Raw genomic sequence first — 26525 nt, forward strand, 5'->3', positions numbered from 1 at the left:
AATGAGTAGTTTTCAATTAGATGATTGTTTCAATTTCCGTTCAAATATCGCAGTATTATTAAATATAACAAGAGATCACTTAAATAAATATGACTACAACATTGATAATTACATTGATTCTAAATTTAAAATAGCGACTTTTCAAAAAAAAGAAGATATTTTCATTTATAATTATGACGATCCTATTATAAGAGAGGGGTTAAATAAATACTCTATTGAGTCTCAATGTATTCCTTTTTCTATAAAGGAAGAATTACATACAGGCGCTTATATAAAAGATAAAAAAATATTTATTAGAAATAAAAAAAAACAAGAAATATATTTACTAAATGTAAAAAATATTCCTTTAACAGGAGATCATAATCTTTATAACATTATGGCTTCATCAATTATATCCGAAATATTAAACGTAAAAAAGGAATCAGTAATTTCTATATTATCAAAATTGAAATCTATAGAACACCGTATGGAAAAAATACGAAGTATAAATGGAGTTCAATTTATTAATGACTCTAAAGCCACTAATGTAAATGCAGTTTTTTATGCATTAAAAAGTACAAACGCACCTATCATATGGATAGCAGGAGGAGAAGATAAAGGAAACAATTATATAGAATTAATTCCTTTAGTGAAACAAAAAGTAAAAGCTATAATTTGTTTAGGAAAAAATAATAAAAAAATTACAAATTTTTTTGAAAAGATTATTGATATTATTTTGGATACAAATAATATTAAGAAAGCTGTTTATATGGCTTATATATTATCTTCCCATGGAGATAATGTTTTATTTTCTCCTGCTTGTTCTAGTTTTGATCTTTTTAAAGATTATAAAGAAAGAGGAAACAAATTTAAACAAGAAGTAATCAAACTGAGTTTATGAAAATTTATAATAAAATAGGCCTATTTTTAAATAAATACATAAAAGGAGATAGATATTTATGGGCTTTCATATCTTTGTTAGCTATATTTTCCTTTCTGCCAGTTTATTCTGCTAGCACAAATTTAGTTTCTACATATGGAGGAACAAATACAGTATTTAGTTATTTATTAAAACATGCTCTTTTTTTGTTAGTTGGCTTTTGTATCCTTTTTTTCACTCAATTCATAGACTATAAATATTTTTACCGTATGTCTATTTTTTCCATGCCTATCGTATTCATTTTATTAATTTTCACGATAACTCAAAGAAAAGAATTGGATGGAGTGAATGCTTCTCGTTGGTTACATATTCCTATTATAAATATATCTTTTCAAACTTCCAATATTGCTGGATTAGTTCTTTTCGTTTATTGTGCTAGATATTTATCTAAAAAAAAGAAAGAACGAATAAATTTCATCAATTCTTTTTTTCCTTTGTTGTTTCCAGTCTTTTTTATTATTGGATTAATTTTCCCTGCCAATGGTTCTACTGCTGCTATTGTTTTTATATCCGTTTTAATTTTACTTTTCATAGGAGGATACCCATTCACAAGTATCATAGGGGTTTTTTTAATGGGAATTTTATTTTCAGGAATATATATTTATTCTGTTATTAAATGGGGAAAACCTATGAATAGGGTTTATACATGGAAAAGTCGTATAGAAAAATTTTTGGATCATGAATCTGAAGAAAGTTATCAAATGAAACAATCTAAAACAGCTATAGTTTTAGGGAATAAATTTGGTCGTGGACCTGGAAAAAGTGTTTTCAAGGCTTTTTTACCACAATCATCCTCAGATTTTATTTATTCTATTATAATCGAAGAATACGGATCTGTTGGAGGGGTGATCCTTTTATTCATTTATATACTAATTCTAATCAGAATTATGATAATAGCTACGAAAGTACAAAATTATTTTTGTTCTTTATTGGTCCTTGCCGTAGGTTATCCTATTATCAATCAGGCCCTTATTAATATGGGAATAGCTGTTGGTTTATTTCCAGTTACAGGACAAACTTTACCACTGATTAGTGCTGGAGGCACTTCTATGTGGGTCACTTTCTTTAGTTTTGGTATTATATTAAGTGTCAGTCGAATAATATATAAGAACTCGACAGATAAAATTATAATTCATAATGAATCACATTAATCATAACATTCCACCTAGAATAATTATTGGGAGTGGAGGGACCGGTGGACATATATATCCAGGAATAGCTATTGCTAATGAACTTAAAAAAAAAATTCCAAAAATTGATATTTTGTTTATTGGATCTAAAAACCACATGGAAATGCGAGAAATCCCCAGATTTGGATATTCCATTGAAGAAATTTGTATTTCAGGTGGAATAAACAAATTTTTTTCTATGTCAGCTTGGATTGTGTCTATGCAACTAATATATAGTTTATTTTTGGCTAACAAAATTATTAAAAAGTTTTCTCCAGATATAGTTATTGGAACAGGTGGATTTGTCAGTTTTCCTACTTTATATGCTGCAAAAAAAAATAAAATACCTATCTTGATTCAAGAACAGAATTCTTTTCCTGGATTGACCAATAGAATATTTTCTCGTTATGCAAATAAAATATGCATTGCTTATGAACAAGCAAAAAAGTACTTTCCAAAGGAAAAAACGGTTGTAACCGGAAATCCAGTAAGATCTGAAATATTACAACAATTACCTAGTAAAGAAAAAGCTTGTATTCATTTAGGATTAAAAAGAACAAAACCTATTATTTTATCTATAGGAGGAAGTCAAGGATCCAATAGTATGAATAAGGCTTGGATAAAAGGATTAAAAAAGATAATAGAATGGGATATGCAACTGATTTGGCAGGTAGGAAAATTAGATTTTCATAAAATCAAAAAAGATAAAATATCTCATCATTCTAATATTATTTTTATGGAATTTATTGAAAATATACCAGTATATTATGCAGCGGCAGACATCATAGTATCTAGAGCTGGAGCTTTAACTATATCAGAAATATGTTTAGTAGGAAAACCATATATATTGATTCCTTTTCCTGGGTCCTCAAATGATCATCAAAATAAAAATGCGAAAATATTAGAAGAAAAAAAAGCGGCTTTAATTATAAAAAATGAGGAAATAGAGCAAAAACTAGTGAATTCTGTTATACAATTAGTGAATGATCACAACATGAAAGAAAAAATGACAAGAAACATATTAAAATTAGGAAAACCTCAAGCAACAAACGATATTATAAACGAGATTTTACAAATTATTTTATGAATTTAAACAAAATTGATTCTTTTTATTTTATAGGAATAGGAGGAATAGGGATGAGTTCCTTAGCTAGATATTTTAACACTATGGGGAAAACTGTTTATGGTCATGATAAGAATAAAACTTTTTTGACAAAAGAATTAGAAAAAGAAGGAATATCCATCAATTATCATGATAGTATTGAAACATTACCCAAGTGGGTGTTATCTCAACAATGTTTGATTGTATACACTTCAGCTATTCCTAGTCATCATAAACAATGGATGTATTTAATAAAATATGGAAAAAATATAAAAAAACGCTCTCAAGTATTATCTTTAATTACAGAAAACGCTATTTGCATAGCCATAGGAGGAACACATGGAAAAACAACGACTTGTACCTTATTAGGACATATTTTATATAGTGTAGGAATGAATGTCACTGCTTTTTTAGGAGGAATATCTGAAAATTATCAATCGAATTTAATATTGAATAGAATATTGAATAGAAAAAAAATTTTTTTGGTAGAAGCCGATGAATTTGACCATTCTTTTTTATACTTATCTCCTAATATAGCATGTTTGACCTCTTTAGACCAAGACCATGTTGATACTTATCCCAAAAAAGAATCTTTGAAAAAAGCTTATATAACTTTTTCAAAAAGAGTAAAAAAACCATATAAAAAAATCTTTCTTTGTAAAGAAGAATCTTTTCTATCTAATCACGCTATATATTATTCTGTATTGAAAAAAGAAAATTATTATTCCAATCATCTTTATATGAAAGAAAATAAATGGTATTTTGATTTTCATACTCCTATCAAAACATGGAAATCTTTACCTTTGCCCATTCCAGGTAAACATAATTTAAAAAACATTACTGCCGCATTATCTATATCTGATTATTTAAAAATTCCTGAAGAAAAAATTAGGAAAGCTTTATTTTTATTTAAAGGGATTAAAAGAAGATATTCTATTCATTATCAATCTTCAAAAAAAATATATATAGATGATTATGCACATCATCCTACAGAAATCAATGCTTTAATCGATACTGTAAGAGAATGTTTTCCAAACAAAAAAATATTGGGGATTTTTCAACCTCATTTATTTAGTAGAACTCAATTTTTTGAAGAATCTTTTGCGAAAAGTTTAGAACGTCTTGATACTTTAATATTATTAGATATTTATCCAGCTAGAGAATTCCCCATAAATGGGATTAATTCTAGTAATTTATTAAAAAAAATTAAAATGAACTCTAAAGAAATATCTACTATGCCCCAAGTTTTAGAAAAGGTTAAAAAAAAATGTTTTGATATTATTATGACAATAGGCGCTGGAGATATAGATACCTTAATTATTCCTATCAAAGAATGGTTGTGTAAACGATATGGAAAAATAAATGAAAAATAATAAAACATTCTTGATTTTATTGTTATATATAATTTGTATGATTCCGTTTTTTTATTTTTCTCAAAAAACACATAAAAATAGAATTGTAAAAAAATTTAATATTGTTATTGATCCCTTATCTGAAAATCATTTTATAAATGAAGAAATTGTTAAAAAGATTCTGTTTTATAAAACAGAAGAAATTGAAAAAAAAATTGGTCAATTATGTATATTGATAATGGAAAAAAAATTAAATAATTATCCTTTTATAAAAAAATCTGAAGTGTTTCTTAGTGTGGATGGGACTCTAAACATTAGAATTTTGCAAAAAGAACCCATATTAAGAATCAAGAATGGAAATAAAGAATATTATCTTACCAAAGATGCGGAAAATTTAGAACTTTCTTCTTTTTTTTCACCAAAAGTTATATTGGCAAAAGGAGCATTTTCAAAAGAAGAAAAAAAATATTTAACAAATTTAATAAAATTTATAAATTCTGATGAGTTATTGAAAAACCAAATTATTAGCATAAAAAAAAATAACGAAAATTCATTTATTTTAATACCCAAAATCGGAAATCATCATATTATATTAGGAAATATAAAGGATTTTAAAAATAAATTGAATAAATTAAAAGCATTTTATAAGCAGTACCTAAATAAAATAGATATTGATCAATACAAAAGGATTGATTTGCAATATAAAGACCAAGTAGTCGCAAAAAAAAGATAAGTCTATGGAATATCAAGATGTAGCTATCGGTCTTGATGTGGGAACCACGAAGATTGTAGCTATGGTAGGAAGGAGAAATGAATATAATAAGATTGAGATCTTAGGCATAGGTAGATCTAAAAGTGTAGGTGTGCATAGAGGGGTTGTAAATAATATAACTCAAACAATTGAGGCTATTCGTGAAGCAGTATCGGAGGCGGAGCATAGTTCTGGGTTAAAAGTAAAAGAAGTTATTGTTGGAATAGCTGGACAACATATTAGAAGTTTACAACATAATGATTATATTACTAGATCAGATTTTGAAAATGTCATCAGTCAAAAAGATATACAAAAATTAATAGATCAAGTTCATAAAATGGTGATGCAACCAGGAGAAGAAATTATTCATGTACTTCCACAAGAATATAAAGTTGATAGTCAAGCAGAAATAGGAGAACCTATAGGAATGTATGGAAGTCGTTTAGAAGCAAACTTTCATGTAGTAGTAGGACAAATCTCTTCTATACGAAATATTGGAAGATGTGTTAAAGCTGCAGGATTGAATTTAGCTGATATGACTTTAGAACCTTTAGCTTCTGCTGAAGCTGTATTAAGTACAGAAGAAAGAGAAGCAGGAGTGGCTTTAGTAGATATAGGAGGGGGGACTACAGATATTGCTATCTTTAAAGATAACATTATTCGTCATACTGCCGTTATCCCTTTTGGAGGGAATGTCATAACTGAAAATATAAAAACAGATTGTCTGATTATTGAACGGCAAGCAGAATTATTGAAAATAAAATTTGGATCTGCATGGCCAGGAGAAAACAAGGAGACAGAAATTGTTTGTATCCCTGGATTAAGAGGTCGTGACCCTAAAGAAATTTCTTTAAAACACCTTTCCCAAATTATTCATCTACGAGTATGTGAAATTTTGGAACAAGTAAATGTGGAAATCAAAAATTATGGAAATGAAGAGCAAAAGAAAAGACTTATTGCAGGATTAGTTATGACAGGGGGGGGGGCTCAACTTCAACATATCCGTCCGTTAACAGAATATATTACGGGGATGGATGTTCGTATAGGTTATTCTAATGAACATATTGCAGGAGGAGAAAATGGTATTATAAATAATCCAGAATACGCTACGTCTATAGGATTAGTAATAAAAGGACTTAATGATAAAAAAAAATATCTTTGTAAAAACCCAGATATGGGACATAGATATGATGAAAATTCTGAGTTTATTTCTACAAAATTTTATAATAAAAATCGTAGATTAAGTTATAATTATGATGAAGATCATAAAAATAAAAAAAATAAAAAAAAATCAAAATCTTTTCTTGAAATTTGGGCAGATAAGTTCCGTCAAATATTGAATGATACAGAATAATAAATCATGAAATGAAAAAAGAAGATTTTATAAAAAAAGAAAACACTCAATTGGAATTGAAAAAAAATCGTTCAGCTTCCATAAAAGTAATCGGAGTCGGAGGAGGAGGAAGTAATGCTTTAAGTCATATGTTTGAACAAGGAATTACTGGCGTAGATTTTATAGCGTGTAATACAGATGCACAAGCATTAAATAATAATCCAGTTCCTATAAAAATTCAATTAGGTGCTTCTATTACAGAAGGACTTGGTGCTGGAGCAGATCCAGAAGTAGGAGAAAAAGCTGCATTAGAAAGTTTGGAGGAAATAAAAAGTATTTTAGATTCTAACACAAAAATGACTTTTATTACAGCAGGAATGGGTGGAGGTACGGGAACTGGTGCAGCTCCAATTATTGCAGGAATTTCTAAAGAGAAGGGAATTTTAACTGTAGGTATCGTTACAATTCCATTTCATTTTGAAGGAAAAATGAGACTACAACAAGCTCAAAAAGGAATAGAAGCATTAAGAAAAAATGTAGATTCTCTCATTGTTATTAATAATGATAAATTGAGAGAATTATATGGAAATTTAGGATTTAAAGCTGGTTTTGCAAAAGCAGATGAAGTTTTAACTACTGCAGCTAAGGGGATTGCTGAAGTCATTACTCATCATTATAAACAAAATATAGATTTAAGAGATACAAGAACTGTTCTAAAAGAAAGTGGAACAGCTGTTATGGGATCTTCCATTGCTGTTGGAGAGAATCGAGCGAAGGAAGCTGTAGTGCAAGCTTTAGATTCTCCATTATTGAATGATAATAAAATTACAGGAGCCAAGAATGTTCTTCTTCTTATCGTTTCAGGAAAAATAGAAATTACTATAGATGAAATAGGAATTATTAGTGATTATATTCAAACTGAAGCAGGAAATAACGCCAATATTATTATGGGGATAGGAGAAGACGATAGCTTGGAAGAAGCAATTTCCGTAACTATAGTAGCTACGGGCTTTCCTACGGAAATACAGCGTGCGATTAATCACGAAGAGAAAAAAATATTTCATAGGTTAGAAGAACCTTATGAACAAAGGTTAAACAAAATAGAAGAAATCCATTCTTACTCTAAACGAATTGATCCTTATTTTTCAAAAATAGATTCAAGTCATTTAGATTATAAAAGTAAAAAAAATGACTTTTCATCGAATCAAAAACAAAATATTTTTGATCAGTCTATAAATTCAAATTTTTTTATAGAAAAAAAACATAAAAAATATATGCTAGAAGATAATTTTGATCTTCCTATCTCATACAATGAAAATGAAAAAATATTAAAAAAACGTATTCGTAAAAAAGAAAATAATACAAATCAAGAGTAGAATTGATGACTCTTAATATCCCCAAAGGGACCAGAGATTTTTCATCCATTGAGATGAATAAGCGAAATTATTTAATTCAAACGATTCGAAAACAATTTGAACTTTTTGGTTTCAATCCAATAGAAACTCCTTCTATTGAAAATATTTATACTCTTATTGGAAAATATGGAGAAGAAGGAGATTCCTTAATATTTAAATTATTACATTCAGGTAATTTTTTTAAAAAAAATTTTTTAGATTTTTTAAAAGAAATTAAGAATGATAAAAAAACAGTGAACATTTCAAAATATTTTATTGAAAAAATATCGAATAAAGCTCTTAGATATGATTTAACGATTCCTTTTGTTCGTTATGTAGTGATGCATAAAAATGAAATCGTTTTCCCTTTTAAAAGATATCAGATACAACCTGTATGGCGCGCAGACAAACCTCAAAAAGGAAGATTTAGAGAATTTTATCAATGTGATGCAGATATAATGTCATTTTCTTCTTCTTTATGGGAAGAAATAGAATTAATTCAACTTTGTGACGAAATTTTTACTAAATTGAATTTTCCTATTATTCTTTACATTAATCATAGAGATATATTAAGAGGATTAGTTGAAATGGCTGGAATAAAAGATCATTTATGGAAAGACTTTACTACATCTTTAGATAAATGGAATAAAATTGGACGAGATTTAGTAAAAAAAGAAATGCTTCACAAAGGAATTTCATCTCAATCATTTGATAAAGTGGCGTATTTTATCGATATAAAAGAAAATTTCGATAATAAAGAAAAACATTTGACTGTCGCCTTACAAAATTCTGAAAAAGGAAAAAAAGGCCTACGAGATTTAAATTTTATTTATAACAATATAAAAAATATTTCTTTACAAAAGACAAAATTGGAATGGAACCTTTCTTTATCCAGAGGGATGAATTATTATACAGGTACAATATTAGAAATTGTTCCATTCAACAATAGAAATTCTATTTCTATTGGAGGAGGAGGTAGATATGATCAATTAGCTAATTCATTTGGAATGAACAATACTTATGGAGTTGGAGTTTCTTTGGGTTTGGATCGAATTTATTTAGAAATGGAGAGCGAAAATTTATTTCAAACAGTTTACAATTATCCTTCAAAAGTTTTGTTTATTCATTTTGGAAATGAAGAGGTTTTGTATGCATACAAAATAATCAAATTTTTGAGAAAAAAAGGAATTTCTACTCAGTTATATCCTAATGCAGATAAAATAGGAAAACAATTTAGATATGCTAATGATAACAATATTCCGTTTGCTATTAGCATAGGGAAAAATGAAATCAATAAAAACAAAATTAAAATGAAAGATCTTCAAAAAAAAACAGAAAAAGAATACGATAACATTAACGATGTTGTGGAATCAATTAACGAAAAACGAAAAAATTATGAATAAATTTGATTAAGTGCTCTTTTTTTCCAAATCAAAAATCCCATTATAGACAATAGGACAAGAAAAAAAAATAAAATCCCTGTCAATACAAAACCCTTAAAAAAATAAAGAGGAACGGAGATTACATTTCCTACCATCCAAAATATCCAATTTTCTACTTTTTTCATGGCCATTTGATACATACCAGAAAAATAAATTCCCGTTGTCAGTACATCTATCCAATCAGAATGAGATTTAAGTTTTCCATAAAAAAGATAAACCATTACACTAAAAACACAAGTGAATAAAAATAAAATAAAAGTATATAAATAATCTCTTTTATTACAAAAAGTAATAGGGATTTCTTTATTATTATCCTTTTTATATATCCATGTATACCATCCATAAAAGCTCATTAACGTGTAATACAAGTTTATAATAAAATCTCCATAAAGAGAAATTTCAAAAGTTAAATAACTATATATAATAGTGCTGATTATACCTATTGGATATACCCATACATTATTTTTTTGAGCAAAAAAAACACTAGATATTGTAAATACTACAGCCGTAAATTCTAAAATTGTGTGAGAATAACTATTATGATAATAGGGAGATAAAAGAATATCTATCCAATCATTCATTTTCACATTCACATTTATTTGTCTATAATATAAACTAAGTAATGTTTTTCTATTTTTCTATAGAAAGCAGAAAATCGTTTACTATAGGAATTTTTTATAATCCAACATGATACACAAGAATCCTTTTTAATAGAAAAAGGAGAAACTTTATAATGATCTAAAAAACTATAAAAAATACCACCTTCTAGTTTATATAAACTTTCTTTAATTCCCCATATAATATACAAATAATCTTCTTCATAATTTGGATGAATAAAAATGGATTCATCATCCCGAATAAATTTTTTTTTTATTTTCATTATTTTTTTATCTTCTCGTAATTTTTCTATGTCTATTCCTATCTGATAAGAACTTATAGCTACGGCAATCTTTTCAAAAGAATGACTTAAAGAAATATATTTTTCTTCAGGAAAAAGAAAAGGTTTTCTTTTTTTATTATAAAAAATATTCATTTTTATCCCCATATATCTCAAAGCATAACGGATCCCTAAAAATTCTATTTTTCGTTTTTTTGACAGGGATAAAAAAAACATCTTTTCTTTATCTGAAAGAAAAAGTTTTTTTAAAAACATAGTTTCTAAAAAAAGAAAATGTTTCCATCTAAAAACCATGATTATTGTATGATAGTAATAGGTGTATAAATTCATTCTATTTTTTTTATAGTATATTTCAATCTAACTATTTTTTTGTACTATTGTGAATGTGAAATAGTATATATATTATATGTTATGTATGTATGAAAAAAAAAATTGAAAAAGCATTAAAAAATGTTATTATTATTGATAATAAAAATATTATAGAATCTGGTTGGGTAAAAAAAATAGATTTATTAGATAATGAAATTAAGATCTACTTGAGTTTATCCAATCCTGCTATGCATATAAAAAACAAACTTATAAAAGATATCACCCATTCTATAAAAAATCAAAATATTTCAGATACAATAAGTATAAAAATAGAAATAAAATCAGATACAAATACAAAGACAAAATCTATAATAAAAAATATAATAGCTGTCGCTTCTGGAAAAGGGGGAGTAGGAAAATCTACAATCGCAACAAATATTGCTGTTACTTTAGTAAAAATGGGTTTTCATGTAGGATTATTGGATGCTGATATTTATGGGCCTTCTATTCCATTAATGTTTAATATTGAAAATAAATCTGTGAATTTTCAATATAAAAATGGAATTATGAATCCTGTTACTAGTTATGGTGTTAAAATTCTATCCATAGGTTTTTTTTCAAAATATGGACAGGCTATTGTTTGGAGGGGGCCCATGGTAACTAAAGTTTTAAGACAATTTATGCACGAAACTAATTGGGGGAAATTAGATTTTTTAATTGTAGATTTACCACCAGGAACAGGGGATATTCATTTATCTCTTTTACAAGAGATTCCATTAAAAGGAATTGTTATAGTAAGTACATCTCAGAAAATAGCTTTATCGGATGTAAATCGGTCTGTAGGAATGTTTCGTATTGAATCTATTTATGTCCCCATACTTGGAATTATAGAAAATATGTCTTATGTTTTATCAAAAAAAGAAAAATGCTATTTTTTTGGAAAGAATGGAGTGAAAGATTTTTCTAAAAAAATGAATATTTTTTTTCTGGGAGAAATTCCCATGTTACAAAAAATACGAGAATATTCAGATTTAGGAACACCTGTTGTATTAGAAAATGAGGAAACTAGAAATATATTTATGAATATTACGAAAAATATTATAAATAAATTGCACGGAATTACTTAACAAAGTTTGATAAATTCTTTTATTATTAATATTAGGAGAGATATAGATTTTTCTGTTTCTTGATAAAGTAGATTATTTTCTTTAGTTTGTTCATATAACCCCATAATAATGGATATAGAAAAGACTCGTAAATTCATGCATCTGGCTGTGATAACATCTGTAATCATATTCATACCTACACTATCCCCCCCCATAGATCGTATCATTGCATATTCGGCATGTGTTTTATAATTAGGATAAGGATAAGCAACATATACTCCTTTCTGAATAATAATGTTATGATTCATAGCAATATTTTCTGCAATTTCTATCATTTTTTTATCATATGGCTCTGTGATTTCAAAACATCTATTTTTTATAAATTCTTTTATATTAGGATTTTCAGGAAAAAAATTAATATGATCTTTAACTAACATAACATCTCCCATTTTATAGTTTGGATTTACTCCACCAGAAAGATTAATTAATATTAATTTATCTATTCCTATGTTTTTACACAATTGTACAATAATGAAATTGTTTATTCTATTTTCTTCATAAAAATGCTCTATTAAAAGGACTACATTCTTATCTCCTATTTTCCCGAATAAAAATTTTCCATATAAGTTTTTTTTTGAAAAAAGAGGAATTTCTTCATAAAAAATGCATATAGGATTTTTGATCTCCTCTATCAATTTATCGAATTGATCTCCTAATAATAAAATACCAAAATCAGGCTTTTCTTTGATTTTATTTTGTATGTATTGTTTTGATTTTTCTAAAGTTATAGTCATTGACATAAATTCAAGTTTTTATCAAATTATACGAACGAACACAACAAAGGTAAATTGTTTCATTATTATTATTTGATTGATTTTTATTTATGGTATGACATTTACTTCTCTTGACAAAAGGATTCCAAACTTTTTTTTTATGTTTTTCATTATTTTTTCAGAAAAAGAATATATCTCCATTCCAGAGGCTTTCCCATAGTTTACTAAAATGATAGGTTTTTTTTCATATATTCCTACATTTCCAATTTTTTTTCCTTTCCATCCTATATTTTCAATTAATGAATTAGCAGATAGTTTTATTTTTTGATTAGATATACTATATCCTGTAATATCTGGATATTGATATTTAAGTTTTTTAAAATCTAACACCCCTATTATAGGATTTGTGAAAAAACTACCAGCATTTCCAATTTTTTTTGGATTTGGAAGTTTTTTTTGTCTAATATTAAAAATAGCCTGAATTAAATCGTTAATAGTAGGTGTTTTCACATTTATATTTTCTAATTCTTTTTGAATTTCTACATAAGATGTATTTAATTGTTTATATTTTTTTCTTAAAATAAAAAAAACAGATAAAATCAGAAATTTATTTCTGTAATAAGGATGCTTAAAACAAGAATAACGATATGTTAATTGACATTCTTTACGTGTAAACTCTCTTATTTTTCTATTATCTATTTCATATGCTTGTACTTTAATTAAAGTATCTTTTACTTCAGTTCCATATGCCCCGATGTTTTGAATGGGAGCTGCTCCAACTGTACCAGGAATAAATGATAGGTTTTCTAACCCACTAAATCCTTTTTTAATCGTCCAATTTACAAATTCATCCCAATTTTCTCCAGCATAAGCTTGAACAATAGCTTCATCATCATTTTCTTTTATTACTTTTTTTCCCTTCATTCCCATTTTTATAACTATTCCCGGATAATAATCTTTTATAAAAAGAATATTACTTCCATTTCCTAAAAAAAATTTTGATATATACGGATATATATCAAAAATTTTTTGAATATCTTCTATACTTTTCACTTCTACAAAATAACGAGCATAAACATTTATTCCAAATGTATTAAATTTTTTCAGAGAAAAGTTTTTTTTAATGAACATGTGAAAAATATTTCATAAATACATAAATACAATTTTGTATGTAAATATTGTATGATTAAATTTATCTGTAGTAAAAATATAAAATTGTTATTCTTTATGAAAAAAGGAGGAAATTTTTTTTGGGGTGTTATTTTAGGAACCATGGCTGGTTTAATAGTAGGAATCATATTAACTCCGAGAAAAGAAGAAAAAATCAAAAACATATTAGAAAAAAAAACAGAAGAATTAAGAAATAATTTACAGGAAATTGGTAAGAAAATCGGAAAAAAGGTGCATAAAATTAAATCAAACTTTGAATCTAAATGGAAAAAAAATAAAATAGAAAAAATGGATCAAGTAGAAGATGAATTAGGAACTTAAAATTTGAATAAATAGGTTTTTCTTTAAAATGTTCATTTTTATTAGGAATTTTATTCATAAAAAATGGTGTATTTTTAGAAATGAAGTCATTAAAATGTTGATTTCTATCATGACAGAGGTTTTTTTGAATTTTTTACTGTTGATATTTGGTATTATTATTTTTTTTTTAGTCAGCCTTTCTTTATGTTTTTTTCTTTCTTTTTATTTTGGAAGTTATGTTATAGGATTTGGAATTTTAACTATTTTATATTTCTTAATTTTTATTATCATATTTTGTTTTGGAAGAGATATTACAAGATTTATTATCAAGAATTTATTTAATAAATCTTTTATTAAAATTTTTGATCATAAAAAATGATATGCTATGAAAAAATTAGAAATTGTTTATGGAATACACCCATTGATAGAAGCTATTATAGCTAAAAAAACTATTAATAGACTTTTTTTTCAAATAGGATTAAAACAAGAGTCAAATGCTTACAAAAAATTAATAACTATTTCCAAAAAAGAACATATTCCAATTCAAACTGTTTCAAAACAAAAATTCTATCAATTAAAAAATAAAAATCATCAAGGAGTTTTTGCTGTTATTCCTCCTATAGAAACTTATCATATAGAAGATTTGCTTCCTATATTTTATGAAAAAGGAAAAAATCCACTTTTGATCATTTTAGATAGAATTACAGATGTAAGAAATTTTGGATCAATCATACGTACTGCTGCATGTGCAGGAGCAGATGCTGTTATTATTCCAAAAAAAGATACAGCTATGATTGGGGCTGATTCTATAAAAACTTCTTCAGGAGCTTTATTTAGGGTTCCAATATGTAAAGAAAAAAATATATTGAACACAATAGAATTTTTGAAAAATTATGGATTGAAAATTGTTTCTGCTACAGAAAAATCCAATATGTATTGGTACGATATTGATTTTTCAGGTCCAACTGCTCTAATATTAGGAAATGAAGAAAAAGGAATTTCTTCTAAATATTTAAAAGCTTCCTATGAAAAAGCAAAAATTCCGGCAATAAAAGGAATTTCATCTTTAAACGTATCTGTAGCTTGTGGCATTATTTTGTATGAGATCTTCAGACAAAGAAAATATCAATCTAAAACTCACTTTTAAATTGTTTCAAAAAACGAATGTCATTATCAAAATAAATTCTAATATCTTTTATTTTATAAATTATTAGAGCTAAACGTTCAATACCCAATCCAAAAGCAAATCCAGAATATATTTCTGAATCAATATTTACGTTTTTTAAAACTTGTGGATCTATCATTCCACAACCCATAATTTCTACCCATTCACTATTACAATAGATATCCACTTCAGCACTAGGTTCTGTGAATGGAAAATAAGAAGGACGAAATCTAATCTTTGCTTCTCCAAAAAGAGAAGTGATCAAATAATGAATTGTTTGTTTTAAATCAGAAAAAGAAACTTTTTTATCTATATAAAACCCTTCCGCTTGATGAAACATGAAATTGGAACGTGACGAAATAGTTTCATTTCTATATACTTTTCCGGTGGACAATACACGAAAAGGCGGTATATGTTTTTTCATATATCGTATTTGTACAGAGGAAGTATGTGTACGTAACAAAACATCTGGATTCTTGCATAAAAAAAATGTATCTTGCATATCTCTAGATGGATGAAAAATAGGAATATTTAAAGCTGTAAAATTATGCCAATCATCCTCTATTTCAGGCCCATCAACATAAGTAAATCCAATCTTTATAAAAATGTCTATTATTCTATTTTTTATAATAGATAAAGGATGTCTACCTCCTATTTCTATTGATTGTCCTGGTATAGTAGGATCTACTTTTAGCAGTTTCTCATTTTTTATGTCATTTTTTAAGTGAAAAACATTTATTTTGTTTTGAGCTTCTTTTTTTAATTCATTAATAATTTTTCCATAAATTTTTCTTTTATAAATGGAAATTTTTTTGAATTCTTTAAATAAAACTATTAACATTCCCTTTTTTTTTCCTAGAAATTTAATTCTAAATGCTTCTAAATCATTATATGTTTTAATATGAAAAGATTTTATTTCTTTTTTAATTTGATCTATTTTTTTATCCATAATATTTATTAAATAATATTTTTCTCGTTCATATAACGAATAATAGCTTTTTTTATTAAAAATAATTGATCTTTATAATTAAAAGGAATTTTATTTTTCAATATATAATGAGGCCATCCTTCTTTATCTTTTCCCAGAAACAAATAATAACCAAAAGGTTCTAATATTCTACATATTGCAATATGTAGAATATGAATTTTATCTTCTTTATTAAAAGATTGATTCTTTCCTTTTCCTAATTCTTGAATTCCTATTAGATAAATAATTCCAATTATATCAATTTTTCCTTTCAAAGAAAAATTATTTTGTATATATGATATGATTTTATCCCAATTGGTATGAAATTGTTGCATAAATTTTTTTTCCATTTTATTTAGTATATTAAAAATATGTTAGATATTATTATTATAATTCTAGTTTTATATGGTGGATATCATGGATATAGAAAAGGGTTAATTTCTCAATTATTCATATTTATGATATCTTTAATATTGATTTTCAAAGGTTTTTATGTTTTCAATTCCGTAAAAGGGATTTTAAAAGATGTCAATATAATAAGTAAAAAGCCCTATATTTTGATGATTTATTCTATAATCATTTCGCTATTTTCTATTATTCTTATCGCTTTTATAATTAAAAAAATCATAGAATTGATAATAATTATTACATGGATGAAGCCTCTAGATAGATTGGGTGGCGGAGTATTAGGCATGATTAAATATTTTTTTTGTCTTTCAATATGTATTCTTTTTCTAAAAGAAGCAAATAAAAAAATAGATTTATTTCCTTATAATTTCTTCCAAAATTCCTTTGAAAAAAAATTTCAATTCCTTTTCTATCAAAAAGGATCGTTATTAAATAAATTGAAAGAATTATATTTAAAATTTTATGAATTTTAAAAAAAAGATTTTTTCTATTTTAGAAAAAAAAGAATTTGATAATTTGACATGGGATATATTTCATTATCAAATTCAAAATAATAAACTTTATAAAAGTTATCTTCAATCCTTAGAGGTGAATCCATTTGAAATAAGAAATATTTCTGAAATTCCTTTTTTACCTATTTCTTTTTTTAAAACGCATCGTATTAGCAGTACAACGAATTGTTATGATATCATTTTTACTAGCAGCGGGACTACTGGAATCAAAAGTAAACATTATATCAAAGATTTGAGTATTTACATTGATAGTGTTCGAAACAGTTTCGAATTTTTTTATGGTCCAATAGATAAATTTAAGTTTTTAGGATTTTTTCCTACAGATAGAAAAGATTCTTCTTTAATTTATATGGTAAAATATTTAATACAAAAAACATATAAAAATGGGAGTCATTTTGTCCATCATGCTAAAAATATGCATCTTATTCCTAATCAAAATAATAAAAATATTTTCATTTTTGGACTTAGTTTTTCTTTATTGGATTTTATAGAAAAAAACAATCATACGAAACAAAATGATTTCCAAAATAAAGTCATAATTATGGAAACAGGAGGGATGAAGGGAAAAAGAAAAGAGATTATTCGAGAAGAATTACACAATATTTTAAAAAAATTTTTTTGTGTAAAGGAAATTCATTCGGAATATGGAATGACAGAATTACTTTCTCAAGCATATGCAAAGAAAAACGGTATATTTCAATGTCCTCCTTGGATGAAAATATATATAAGAGATCCTGAAGATCCTTTTATACATGTTGATAACAATAAAATAGGAGGGATTGATATTATTGATTTATCAAATTATCTATCTTGTCCTTTTATTTCTACCCAAGATTTGGGAAAAAAAATCAGTGATAATGAATTCGAAGTATTAGGAAGAATGGATTTTTCAGATATACGAGGATGTAATCTAATGACTTCCATTTATTAGTTTATTAGTTAGAAAGCTAAAAAGGATGCATCTTTTTTGGTGGAGGAAACATGGGATAATGCATCCTGATACAATAGAACCATGTCTTCTATATTTTCCGTAATTTTTTTTGATTGTCGAAGAATATCTAACATCAAAAAAGTATTTTTTGTTCCATATTTTTTATGAATAATTCCTATCACCTGTTGATTCATTTGTTCCTCGATTTTTTTTATAATTTTATTTTGTATAGTGCAAGAAATTTTCTTACAATTTTTATCTGTTGTTATTCTTTTTATGATGTTGAAATGTTCAATCATAAGACGCTCAAGTATTAATAAATTCTTTTTTTGTTGATATTTTAAAGGTTTATGACTATTGATTACATGAAACAATGTATGATTCGCAATAATATCTGAAGACTCAATGATTTCTTTAGTTTTATTGTATATATGGAGATAAAGAATTCCAGCAATTGGTTCGTCATTTTTTGTTTTTCGAATCACTTTAATTAAAGAGTTATGTATACTCATAAAATTTTCTTTTACTTTTAAAAAATGATATCTATTTTCTTGAAGAATTTTTAAATTTTCTTGAGTAATTCCTGTTATACTATTTTTGTATATACCCTCAATATATTCAAGTATTGGCTTTATAATATCGAAAGTTTTGTTTAAAGTCGTCTCTAAAGTTAGATTTACTACTCCAAAAAATGGTTTTTCTTCTATTTTTTTATCTTGCATTTTATTATATAGTTTATAACTTCTGTAAAAAACAAATACAATGAAAAAAATAAGAAAAAATAGAGCCCATATCTTAAAAAAATATAAAAAAGAAGCAGTGATTCCTGCCATAGTAAAAGCAATAAAACCTGTTAGAAACCATCCTCTTATGACTTTTAATACTCCTGAAACTCTATAAACGGCGCTTTCTCTATCCCATGCTCTATCTGAAAGAGAAGTCCCCATAGATACCATAAAAGTCACAAAAGTAGTAGATAATGGGAGTTTTTGAACTGTAGCTATAGATATCAATATACTGGATATAGTTAAATTAGCAGAAGCTCTAACCAAATCAAAAGCTACACCTTCTTCTGTTTGTATTTTTTTTTGTTTAAAGTTTTTTTCGATTTTAACCAGAAATCTTTTAGGAAATAATTTAAAAAAATGATTTCCTAAATACAAAAATAATCTAACAATTCCTCTAGAAAAAGAATTGGATAAAAATTTTTCTGGTCCTTCATTTTGTCTACTTAAATTAATTTCTGTGCTTGTGATGTTTTTTGTTTTTTTGGAAAACCAAAGAGTGAATATCATAATCATTCCTGAAAAAATCAAAACGGAAGATGGAGCTTGTACATTTTCAGATAAATCTTTCATATTGAATTTTTCAGCTGGGGGGCTACCCGATTCGTTCCATATGTTATAAGACTGTATACTAGCTATTGGAATCCCAATAAAATTTACCAAGTCATTTCCTGCAAAGGCCATAGCCAAAGAAAAAGTACCATATAATACGACAAATTTTAATATATTATATCCTAAAGAAACAAATATTTTTGCTATCAGAGTCCAAGTCGAAAATAATATGAGTAAAAAAACAAAAAAATTATGGTGAATCCATTTGATGAAATGTTGAATGAATAAGGAAAATCCTGTTAAATTTTCGTCAGTAAAACCCTGTAAAGTACTATGCAATCCTCTTACAATAAGAAAATAAGTCATACTACTCAATGAAATCGCACTCCATATTACTCCTACATATTTTAATTTCCTTTCATATTCAAAACTAAATAAATAACGAATGAAATAGTGAATAAAAGCGCCGGAAGTAAAAGAAATGATAATAGATAAAAAAATACCTATAATAATGGTAAATGTTTTTTCCATTTTAATATATAAAGTTAAATGATGAAAGGGTTCATTGTTAAATGGAGAAGTGATTTTTATCATGGCTATGCTAAAAGCCGCGCCTAATAAGCAAAAAACCATAGATACTGTAGTAGATGTAGGTAATCCTAAAGTATTAAAAACATCCAATAAAATAATATCGGATATCATAACCGACAAAAAAATGAAAATAATATCTGAAAAATAAAAATAAGACGGATCAAAAACACCTTTTCTTGCTACTTCCATCATTCCACTAGACAAAAAAGCGCCTAAAAAAATACCTACACTCGCAAAAATCATGATAGTTCTACGAGAAGCAACTTGAGATCCAATAGCAGAATTTAGAAAATTAACGGCATCATTAATTAAACCAACAATAAGATCAAATATAGATAATAAAAAAAGAACTATTATAATTGAGAAATAAAATAGTTTCATAATAAATAATAGATATTATTAAATATCCACAGAAAAAAAACAATATTATTTTATTAAGGTTTGTTTTTTATCAATAGTGAATAATTTTTATGATTTTACAATTTTTTTTAAAGATTCTTTAATAAGATTTTCTACAGAAAATTCTGGATTCTTATCCAGAAGATCATCCAAAATTTTTTTAGATTCTTTATGAGAAAATCCCAGCACATTTAAAGCACTTAAAGCTTCTTTTTTTATTGAATAAGATGTATTTTCCAATATTTTTATGTTTTTTCCTTTTTTAGGAATAATTTCTTTAATAATTTTATCTTTTAGTTCAATAATAATTCTTTTAGCTATTTTTGTTCCAATCCCTTTAACTTTATTCAATACTTTTATATCTTCTTTAGATATGGATTTTTCTATTTCATATGGAGTAAGAGAAGATAACAGCGTAATAGCAGAACTTGGTCCTATTCCATTCACGGATATCAAATAAGAAAATATTTGTCTTTCTTTTTTATCAAAGAAACCATATAAAATATGTTGATTTTCTTTGATAAACAGATAAGTATGTACGAATATATCTTTTCCTTCTTCTTCTAATTCTGATAAAGAAGAATATGTGTATGAGGATATATGAATGTAATACCCTATTCCATGACAATCTATGATTAAATAAGATTGATTTTTTTCTATTAACTTTCCTCTTAAATGTGTTATCACGACGATATAATAACTTGTTCAATAAAAGTTATTTTTTTCTAAAAAAAATTTGTATGGGAACTCCTATAAAGTCAAAGTGATCTCGAATTTTATTTTCTACAAATCTTTTATAAGATTTTTTTATATGTTGAGGAAAATTAGAAAAAAAAATAAATTTTGGTGTGTATGAAGGCAACTGAGTGCAATATTTTATAGTTATGAATTTATTTTTTTTCTTAGTAGTAGGAGGATTTTTTTTCAAAATTGGTAACATAATTTTATTTAAAATATTCGTTTTTAATCTGTTTTTACGGTATTTTAAAACCTGATAAGCCATGGGAATAATATTGTGTATTCCATCTTTATTTTTAGCGGATATAAAAAGAATGGGAACGTTGTCAAATGGATAAATTTTTTTCCTTATAAAAAATTCGTAATCTTTTTGTGTATAATAGTTATTTTTATAAAGTAGATCCCATTTGTTTACAAGAATTATAATCCCTTTATGATTTTTTTCTACTAATTTAAAAATATTCATGTCCTGTTTTTCCCATCCACAACCTGCATCTACCATTAAAAGACAAACATCTGCATATTCTATTGTTTGAAACGTTCTCATAGTAGAATAAAATTCAAGATTATTTTTTATTTTTGATTTTTTTTTGACTCCAGGTGTATCTACTAAAATACATTCCCATTTTTTGTAGAATACATCGAGACTATCTCTAGTTGTTCCAGAAATATTTGTCACAATATGATGGTCTTTATTTAGAAAAGAATTAATCAAAGTTGATTTTCCTACATTGGGACGCCCTACTATTGAAAAACGAGGAATAAATTCGGATTCCGATATTTTTTCTTTTTTTTTCAAAAATTTGAATATTTCTATTAGTTTGTCTAATAATTCTCCTGTTCCACTTCCATTTATAGCTGATATACAATAACATTTTTCAAATCCCAAACGGAAAAAATCTGTATCAGAATATACAGATTCTCCTCTGTCTACTTTATTTACAACTAATAAAATTAGTTTTTGATATTTTCTTAAAATTTTAGCAATTTCTTTATCTACATCTAATATTCCTACTTTTATATCTACTAAAAATAGAATAACATCAGATTCTTTTATAGCCATGAAAATTTGGTTTTTGATTTCTTTTTCAAGTCCATCATTTTCATAAACAGAGAACCCCCCAGTATCTACTACAGAAAATTTGACTCCATTCCATTCTGAATTTCCATAAATGCGATCTCTTGTCACTCCACTTGTGGCATGAACAATCGCTTTTCTTCTTCCTACAAGACGATTAAACAAAGTTGATTTTCCTACATTGGGGCGTCCTACTATAGATACGATATAATTCATTTTTAATAAATTATTCACAAAGGTAGAATTTTTTCATTAGTTTCATTCTTAGATTATTAGTCTGTATATTAATAATAAAATAAAAAAATAATACATTGCGTATAGATATTGTTAGTCTTATCCCTGAAATTTTTCATAGCCCTTTTTCCAATTCTATTATTAAAAGGGCAATTGATAAAGGGTTAATTAATATTCACGTCCATGATTTACGTAAATATGGTTTAGGAAAACGAAAAAATGTGGATGATTATCCTTATGGGGGAGGGTCTGGAATGGTAATTCGAATAGAACCTGTATATCAGTGTTTTTCCAAGCTTTTATCAGAAAGAAATTATGATGAGAAAATTTTTATGACTCCTGATGGAAAGTTGTTTTCTCAAAAATATGCTCAAAATTTAATTAATAAGAGAAATATCATCATTCTTTGTGGGCGTTATAAAGGAATTGATCAAAGAATTAGAGATCACTTAATTTCAGAAGAAATATCTATTGGAAATTATATTTTATCTGGAGGAGAATTAGCCGCTGCTGTTATCATAGAATCTATAGTCAGATTATTGCCTGGAGTCATAAAAAATCAAGATTCTATCCTAACAGATTCTTTTCAAAGTGAGTCCTTCATAGCCCCTCCCCTTTACACTCGTCCATCAGTTTATAAAGGATGGTCTGTTCCAAAAATACTTTTATCTGGAGATCATAAAAAAATAAAAGATTGGTTAAATCAGAAATCTTATGCAATTCAAACGAAAATTGGATTCTTAGAGGATCCATCAAAATGAATTTTTCTATAAATTAATCGTTTTATAACTTCATTGATTTTATCAAAATCAAATTCTTTAATCACATCTTGCATCAAATTTCTAATTTGTGTGTTACATAAATTTCCTATACTTCCTTCATGAGAATAAAAACCCTTAGTAAAAGGTTTGAAACATCCATTTTTTATATCTAAACTTACTTTTTGATAAGCTTCTCTAAAAGAATATCCTTTTTCAACAACAAGCTGATTCACGACCTCTACACTAAATAAATATTGATACTTATTATCCTGAATAATATCCTTTCTTATTATGATATGATTCAACATATATTGAAACATGGAAAAACATTTCTTTAATTCTTCAAAAATTGGAATAAATCTTTCTTTAATAATTTGAAAATCTCTATGATATCCTGAACATAAATTAGAAGAAATCAAATAAATTTCATTAGGTAACGATGTCATTCTATTACATGTAGCTCGTATAATTTCAAAAACATCTGGATTTTTTTTATGAGGCATAATACTAGATCCGGTAGTAAGATGATCAGGAAAACTAATGAAATTAAAATTTTGACTTAAATATAAACAAATATCTTGTGCCATTTTACCTAAAGTTCTTGCCAAAGAAGAAATAGATTCTGAAACGATTATTTCCATTTTTCCACGTCCCATTTGAGCATACACAACATTATAATTTAAATTTTCGAAACCCAATAAATCGGTTGTCATTTTTCTATTTAAGGGGAAAGAAGACCCGTAACCTGCAGCGGAACCTAAAGGGTTTTTATTGACAATACGATATGCGGCATGCATTAATAATAAATCATCTATTAAACTTTCTGCATATGCGGCAAACCAAAGACCAAAAGAAGAAGGCATCGCTATTTGGTAATGAGTATAACCAGGCATTAATATATTCTTATGTTGTTCACTTAATTTTAATAATAAATCAAAAAAAGAATAAGTCATATATACAATATCCTTGATTTCTGTGCGTACAAAAAGTTTTAAATCCAACAAAATTTGATCATTTCTAGATCTACCACAATGTATTTTTTTTCCTACTTCTCCTAAACGATTGGTTAACATAAATTCTATCTGAGAATGAATATCTTCTATTCCTTCATCAATTTTAAAGTTATTTTTTAAAATTTCGTGAACATAAATATTACGCAATTCATGAATTAAAATTTTTAAATCTTTTTGATTTAATAATCCTATACTTTTCAACATAATAACATGAGCAATGGTTCCTATCACATCATATGGTGCTAAAAGTAAATCTATTTTTGAATCTTTACTTGAAGTAAAATTTTCTATTTCTTTGTTAAAACTCAAATTCGTTCTTTTTCCCCAAATTTTCACGGAATAATATTTTTTCTATCTTTGATCTTCTAAAATAAAAAATAAAACTAAAAATATTATGCAAAATAATAAATAAAATTAATGGATTATGAATAAAAAACATAATACAATAAAAGATTATACGGCAGATAGTATTCAATCTCTTGAAGGAATAGAACATATTCGACTCAGACCGTCTATGTATATTGGAGATATAGGAGTTAGAGGTTTACATCACCTAATTTACGAATTAATAGATAATTCTGTTGATGAAGCTTTAGCAGGTTTTTGCAATAAAATATGGGTTACTATTCATAAAAATGGATTTATCACTGTACTTGACAATGGTCGTGGAATTCCAATAGATATTCATAAAAAAGAAGGAAAATCGGCACTGGAAGTTGTGATGACTAAAATTGGTGCAGGTGGAAAATTTGATAAAAATTCTTATAAAGTTTCTGGAGGGTTACATGGTGTAGGAATTTCTTGTGTTAATGCTCTATCTCAAAAACTTATAGTTACAATTTATAGAAATGGAAAAATTTATCAACAAGAATATTTAAAAGGAAAAGCTCTTTACCCTGTAAAATGTTTAGGAAAAACGAATATGCAAGGAACAAAAATTTCTTATCTTGCTGATCATTCTATTTTTAATTCCATCATATATAATTATGAAATTTTAGCTAATCGATTAAAAGAATTATCTTTTTTAAATAAGGGATTGTTTTTATTTTTAGAAGATGAGAGAGATAATATCAAGGAACATTTTTTTTCTAAAAATGGATTAAAAGAATACTTACCAATTTTAAACAAAAACCAGAATCCTTTGACAAAAAATATACTTTTTATTGAAGGAGAAAAAGACAATACTGTTGTAGAAGTAGCAATGCAATACAATACTTCTTTTAAAGAAAAAATTTATTCTTATGTTAACAATATCAATACTTATGAAGGAGGGACTCATCTTTCCGGTTTTCGAAGGGCATTAACAAGAACCTTTAAAAAATATGTAGATGGATATGGTATTTTATCTAATAAAATAGAATTAACTGGAGATGATTTTAGAGAAGGAATTACGGCTATTATATCTGTAAGAGTAATGGAACCACAATTTGAAGGACAAACTAAAACAAAATTAAGCAATCACGAAGTAGGAGGTATTGTGGATAAAATTGTGGGAGAAGCGTTATCTAGCTATTTAGAAGAACACCCTAGTGATAGAAAAAGAATTATTGATAAAATTATTTTGTCAGCTAAAGCGCGTCAAGCAGCTAAAAAAGCGAGAGAATTAATACAAAAAAAAATTCCTATAAGTAGTATTCTACCTGGAAAATTAGCTGATTGTTCTTTTAATGATCCGGAAAACTGTGAAATTTATTTAGTGGAAGGAGATTCTGCTGGTGGGACAGCAAAACAAGGAAGAGATAGGAATTTTCAAGCTATTTTGCCTTTACGAGGTAAAATACTAAATGTTGAAAAAGCTATGCAATATAAAATATTCGAAAATGAGGAAATAAAAAATATATTTACTTCTCTGGGAGTTTCTATTGGAACGGAAGAAGATCCCAAAATTTTAAATATAAAAAAACTTAGATACAATAAAATTATTATTATGACAGATGCAGATATAGATGGAAGCCATATTTCTACTTTAATTTTAACATTATTCTTTCGTTATATGAAACCTTTAATAGAAAAAGGACATGTTTATATTGCCACACCTCCACTTTATTTGATTCGAAAAGGGAATCATTATCAATATGCTTGGAGTGATAAAGAAAGAGAAAAGATTATAGATAAATTAGGAGGAAGAAAGTCTGTCAATATACAACGTTACAAAGGATTAGGGGAAATGAACGCAGATCAACTTTGGGAGACAACAATGAATCCCAAAAAAAGAACTTTACGTAAAGTGAACATATACGATTATTCTAAGGCAGACAATATATTCTCCATTCTTATGGGAGACGAAGTCCCTCCCCGAAGAAATTTTATAGAAAAAAATGCAATACATGCAAAAATTGATGTTTAGAGTGAATTGATCAATTTCTTATCGTT

At 26.3% G+C, this 26525-nt stretch carries 26 protein-coding genes; 16 read left to right on the plus strand and 10 right to left on the minus strand.

The window, feature by feature from the left end; translation table 11 throughout:
• The first annotated feature begins 1 nt into the window (after position 1).
• The 8 genes from murD to hisS are packed head-to-tail and all read left to right on the plus strand — an operon-like array spanning position 2 to position 9423.
• Positions 2 to 880, plus strand: coding sequence for a UDP-N-acetylmuramoyl-L-alanine--D-glutamate ligase (murD, locus tag H0H54_RS03100; protein ID WP_317168492.1), 879 nt, complete (start codon positions 2 to 4; stop codon positions 878 to 880).
• Complete coding sequence (locus H0H54_RS01255) at positions 877 to 2070, plus strand: FtsW/RodA/SpoVE family cell cycle protein (RefSeq protein ID WP_185863467.1); 1194 nt, start codon at positions 877 to 879, stop codon at positions 2068 to 2070. Before murD ends, H0H54_RS01255 begins: the two co-directional genes overlap by 4 nt.
• Entirely contained in the window at positions 2057 to 3175 is a 1119-nt protein-coding gene (gene murG / locus H0H54_RS01260) for an undecaprenyldiphospho-muramoylpentapeptide beta-N-acetylglucosaminyltransferase (protein WP_185863468.1), read from the plus strand. The genes H0H54_RS01255 and murG overlap by 14 nt, the downstream gene beginning before the upstream one ends.
• Positions 3172 to 4563, plus strand: coding sequence for a UDP-N-acetylmuramate--L-alanine ligase (gene murC / locus H0H54_RS01265; protein ID WP_185863469.1), 1392 nt, complete (start codon positions 3172 to 3174; stop codon positions 4561 to 4563). Before murG ends, murC begins: the two co-directional genes overlap by 4 nt.
• 37 nt (positions 4564 to 4600) lie before the next feature.
• Positions 4601 to 5275, plus strand: coding sequence for a cell division protein FtsQ/DivIB (locus H0H54_RS01270; RefSeq protein ID WP_238784790.1), 675 nt, complete (start codon positions 4601 to 4603; stop codon positions 5273 to 5275).
• Positions 5276 to 5279: 4 nt separating this feature from the next.
• Positions 5280 to 6647 (plus strand): cell division protein FtsA, encoded by a 1368-nt coding sequence (gene ftsA, locus H0H54_RS01275; protein WP_185863471.1) that lies wholly within the window; start codon positions 5280 to 5282, stop codon positions 6645 to 6647.
• A gap of 11 nt (positions 6648 to 6658) precedes the next feature.
• Entirely contained in the window at positions 6659 to 8002 is a 1344-nt protein-coding gene (ftsZ, locus tag H0H54_RS01280) for a cell division protein FtsZ (protein WP_185863472.1), read from the plus strand.
• Between the two features lie 5 nt (positions 8003 to 8007).
• The gene (hisS, locus tag H0H54_RS01285) at positions 8008 to 9423 is read left to right on the plus strand and encodes a histidine--tRNA ligase (protein ID WP_185863530.1); all 1416 of its coding nucleotides are present in this window, start codon (positions 8008 to 8010) and stop codon (positions 9421 to 9423) included.
• On the opposite strand, the gene pnuC is transcribed toward hisS, so the two are convergent.
• Positions 9414 to 10043 (minus strand): nicotinamide riboside transporter PnuC, encoded by a 630-nt coding sequence (pnuC, locus tag H0H54_RS01290; protein ID WP_185863531.1) that lies wholly within the window; start codon positions 10041 to 10043, stop codon positions 9414 to 9416. The two genes, hisS and pnuC, sit on opposite strands and share 10 nt — an antisense overlap.
• A 14-nt stretch (positions 10044 to 10057) precedes the next feature.
• Entirely contained in the window at positions 10058 to 10690 is a 633-nt protein-coding gene (locus H0H54_RS01295) for a 4'-phosphopantetheinyl transferase family protein (protein ID WP_185863473.1), read from the minus strand.
• Positions 10691 to 10779: 89 nt separating this feature from the next.
• Between H0H54_RS01295 and H0H54_RS01300 the strand changes: the two genes are divergently transcribed.
• Entirely contained in the window at positions 10780 to 11796 is a 1017-nt protein-coding gene (locus tag H0H54_RS01300) for an Mrp/NBP35 family ATP-binding protein (RefSeq protein WP_185863474.1), read from the plus strand.
• Here the strand turns inward: H0H54_RS01300 and H0H54_RS01305 are convergent.
• Complete coding sequence (locus H0H54_RS01305) at positions 11793 to 12575, minus strand: purine-nucleoside phosphorylase (RefSeq protein ID WP_238784791.1); 783 nt, start codon at positions 12573 to 12575, stop codon at positions 11793 to 11795. The genes H0H54_RS01300 and H0H54_RS01305 overlap by 4 nt on opposite strands.
• An 81-nt stretch (positions 12576 to 12656) precedes the next feature.
• Positions 12657 to 13679 carry a UDP-N-acetylmuramate dehydrogenase gene (gene murB / locus H0H54_RS01310; RefSeq protein WP_185863475.1) on the minus strand — a complete coding sequence of 341 codons (1023 nt, stop codon included), beginning with the start codon at positions 13677 to 13679 and terminating at the stop codon, positions 12657 to 12659.
• 96 nt (positions 13680 to 13775) lie between these two features.
• Here murB and H0H54_RS01315 point away from each other — a divergent pair, with 96 nt between their 5' ends.
• Genes H0H54_RS01315 through rlmB form a run of 3 tightly spaced genes read left to right on the plus strand, consistent with a single transcriptional unit; the run spans position 13776 to position 15165 of the window.
• Complete coding sequence (locus H0H54_RS01315) at positions 13776 to 14039, plus strand: YtxH domain-containing protein (RefSeq protein ID WP_185863476.1); 264 nt, start codon at positions 13776 to 13778, stop codon at positions 14037 to 14039.
• 28 nt (positions 14040 to 14067) lie between these two features.
• On the plus strand, positions 14068 to 14397 hold the full coding sequence (locus H0H54_RS01320) for a hypothetical protein (RefSeq protein ID WP_185863477.1): 330 nt from the start codon (positions 14068 to 14070) through the stop codon (positions 14395 to 14397).
• A 6-nt stretch (positions 14398 to 14403) separates the two neighbouring features.
• Entirely contained in the window at positions 14404 to 15165 is a 762-nt protein-coding gene (gene rlmB / locus H0H54_RS01325) for a 23S rRNA (guanosine(2251)-2'-O)-methyltransferase RlmB (RefSeq protein WP_185863478.1), read from the plus strand.
• Here rlmB and pheS read toward each other — a convergent pair.
• Both pheS and H0H54_RS01335 read right to left on the minus strand, forming a co-directional pair.
• Positions 15149 to 16132 (minus strand): phenylalanine--tRNA ligase subunit alpha, encoded by a 984-nt coding sequence (gene pheS, locus H0H54_RS01330; protein WP_185863479.1) that lies wholly within the window; start codon positions 16130 to 16132, stop codon positions 15149 to 15151. The two genes, rlmB and pheS, sit on opposite strands and share 17 nt — an antisense overlap.
• An 8-nt stretch (positions 16133 to 16140) precedes the next feature.
• Positions 16141 to 16500: a hypothetical protein gene (locus H0H54_RS01335; RefSeq protein ID WP_185863480.1), complete on the minus strand. Its 360-nt coding sequence runs from the start codon at positions 16498 to 16500 to the stop codon at positions 16141 to 16143.
• A 21-nt stretch (positions 16501 to 16521) separates the two neighbouring features.
• Here H0H54_RS01335 and H0H54_RS01340 point away from each other — a divergent pair, with 21 nt between their 5' ends.
• Together H0H54_RS01340 and H0H54_RS01345 are read left to right on the plus strand one after the other, a co-directional pair.
• The gene (locus tag H0H54_RS01340; protein ID WP_185863481.1) at positions 16522 to 17031 is read left to right on the plus strand and encodes a CvpA family protein; all 510 of its coding nucleotides are present in this window, start codon (positions 16522 to 16524) and stop codon (positions 17029 to 17031) included.
• Positions 17021 to 18001, plus strand: coding sequence for a LuxE/PaaK family acyltransferase (locus H0H54_RS01345; protein WP_185863482.1), 981 nt, complete (start codon positions 17021 to 17023; stop codon positions 17999 to 18001). The genes H0H54_RS01340 and H0H54_RS01345 overlap by 11 nt, the downstream gene beginning before the upstream one ends.
• Before the next feature lie 8 nt (positions 18002 to 18009).
• Here H0H54_RS01345 and H0H54_RS01350 read toward each other — a convergent pair whose 3' ends face one another.
• The 3 genes from H0H54_RS01350 to der all read right to left on the minus strand — a co-directional run bounded on the left by H0H54_RS01350 (position 18010) and on the right by der (position 22360).
• Entirely contained in the window at positions 18010 to 20310 is a 2301-nt protein-coding gene (locus H0H54_RS01350) for an inorganic phosphate transporter (protein ID WP_185863483.1), read from the minus strand.
• Between the two features lie 87 nt (positions 20311 to 20397).
• Positions 20398 to 21015, minus strand: a complete 618-nt coding sequence (gene ruvA, locus H0H54_RS01355) for a Holliday junction branch migration protein RuvA (protein ID WP_185863484.1) — start codon at positions 21013 to 21015, stop codon at positions 20398 to 20400.
• A gap of 28 nt (positions 21016 to 21043) precedes the next feature.
• The gene (der, locus tag H0H54_RS01360) at positions 21044 to 22360 is read right to left on the minus strand and encodes a ribosome biogenesis GTPase Der (protein ID WP_185863533.1); all 1317 of its coding nucleotides are present in this window, start codon (positions 22358 to 22360) and stop codon (positions 21044 to 21046) included.
• Between the two features lie 95 nt (positions 22361 to 22455).
• On the opposite strand from der, the gene trmD reads away from it, so the two are divergent.
• A complete protein-coding gene (gene trmD / locus H0H54_RS01365; protein ID WP_185863485.1) occupies positions 22456 to 23139 on the plus strand; it encodes a tRNA (guanosine(37)-N1)-methyltransferase TrmD in 684 nt (227 codons plus the stop codon).
• Here the strand turns inward: trmD and argH are convergent.
• Positions 23100 to 24488: an argininosuccinate lyase gene (gene argH, locus H0H54_RS01370; protein WP_185863486.1), complete on the minus strand. Its 1389-nt coding sequence runs from the start codon at positions 24486 to 24488 to the stop codon at positions 23100 to 23102. The genes trmD and argH overlap by 40 nt on opposite strands.
• A gap of 88 nt (positions 24489 to 24576) precedes the next feature.
• Here argH and gyrB point away from each other — a divergent pair, with 88 nt between their 5' ends.
• Complete coding sequence (gyrB, locus tag H0H54_RS01375; protein WP_185863487.1) at positions 24577 to 26499, plus strand: DNA topoisomerase (ATP-hydrolyzing) subunit B; 1923 nt, start codon at positions 24577 to 24579, stop codon at positions 26497 to 26499.
• Positions 26500 to 26525 lie beyond the last annotated feature (26 nt).

The organism is Blattabacterium cuenoti, assembly GCF_014251815.1.
GTDB classification, from domain to species: domain Bacteria; phylum Bacteroidota; class Bacteroidia; order Flavobacteriales; family Blattabacteriaceae; genus Blattabacterium; species Blattabacterium cuenoti_E.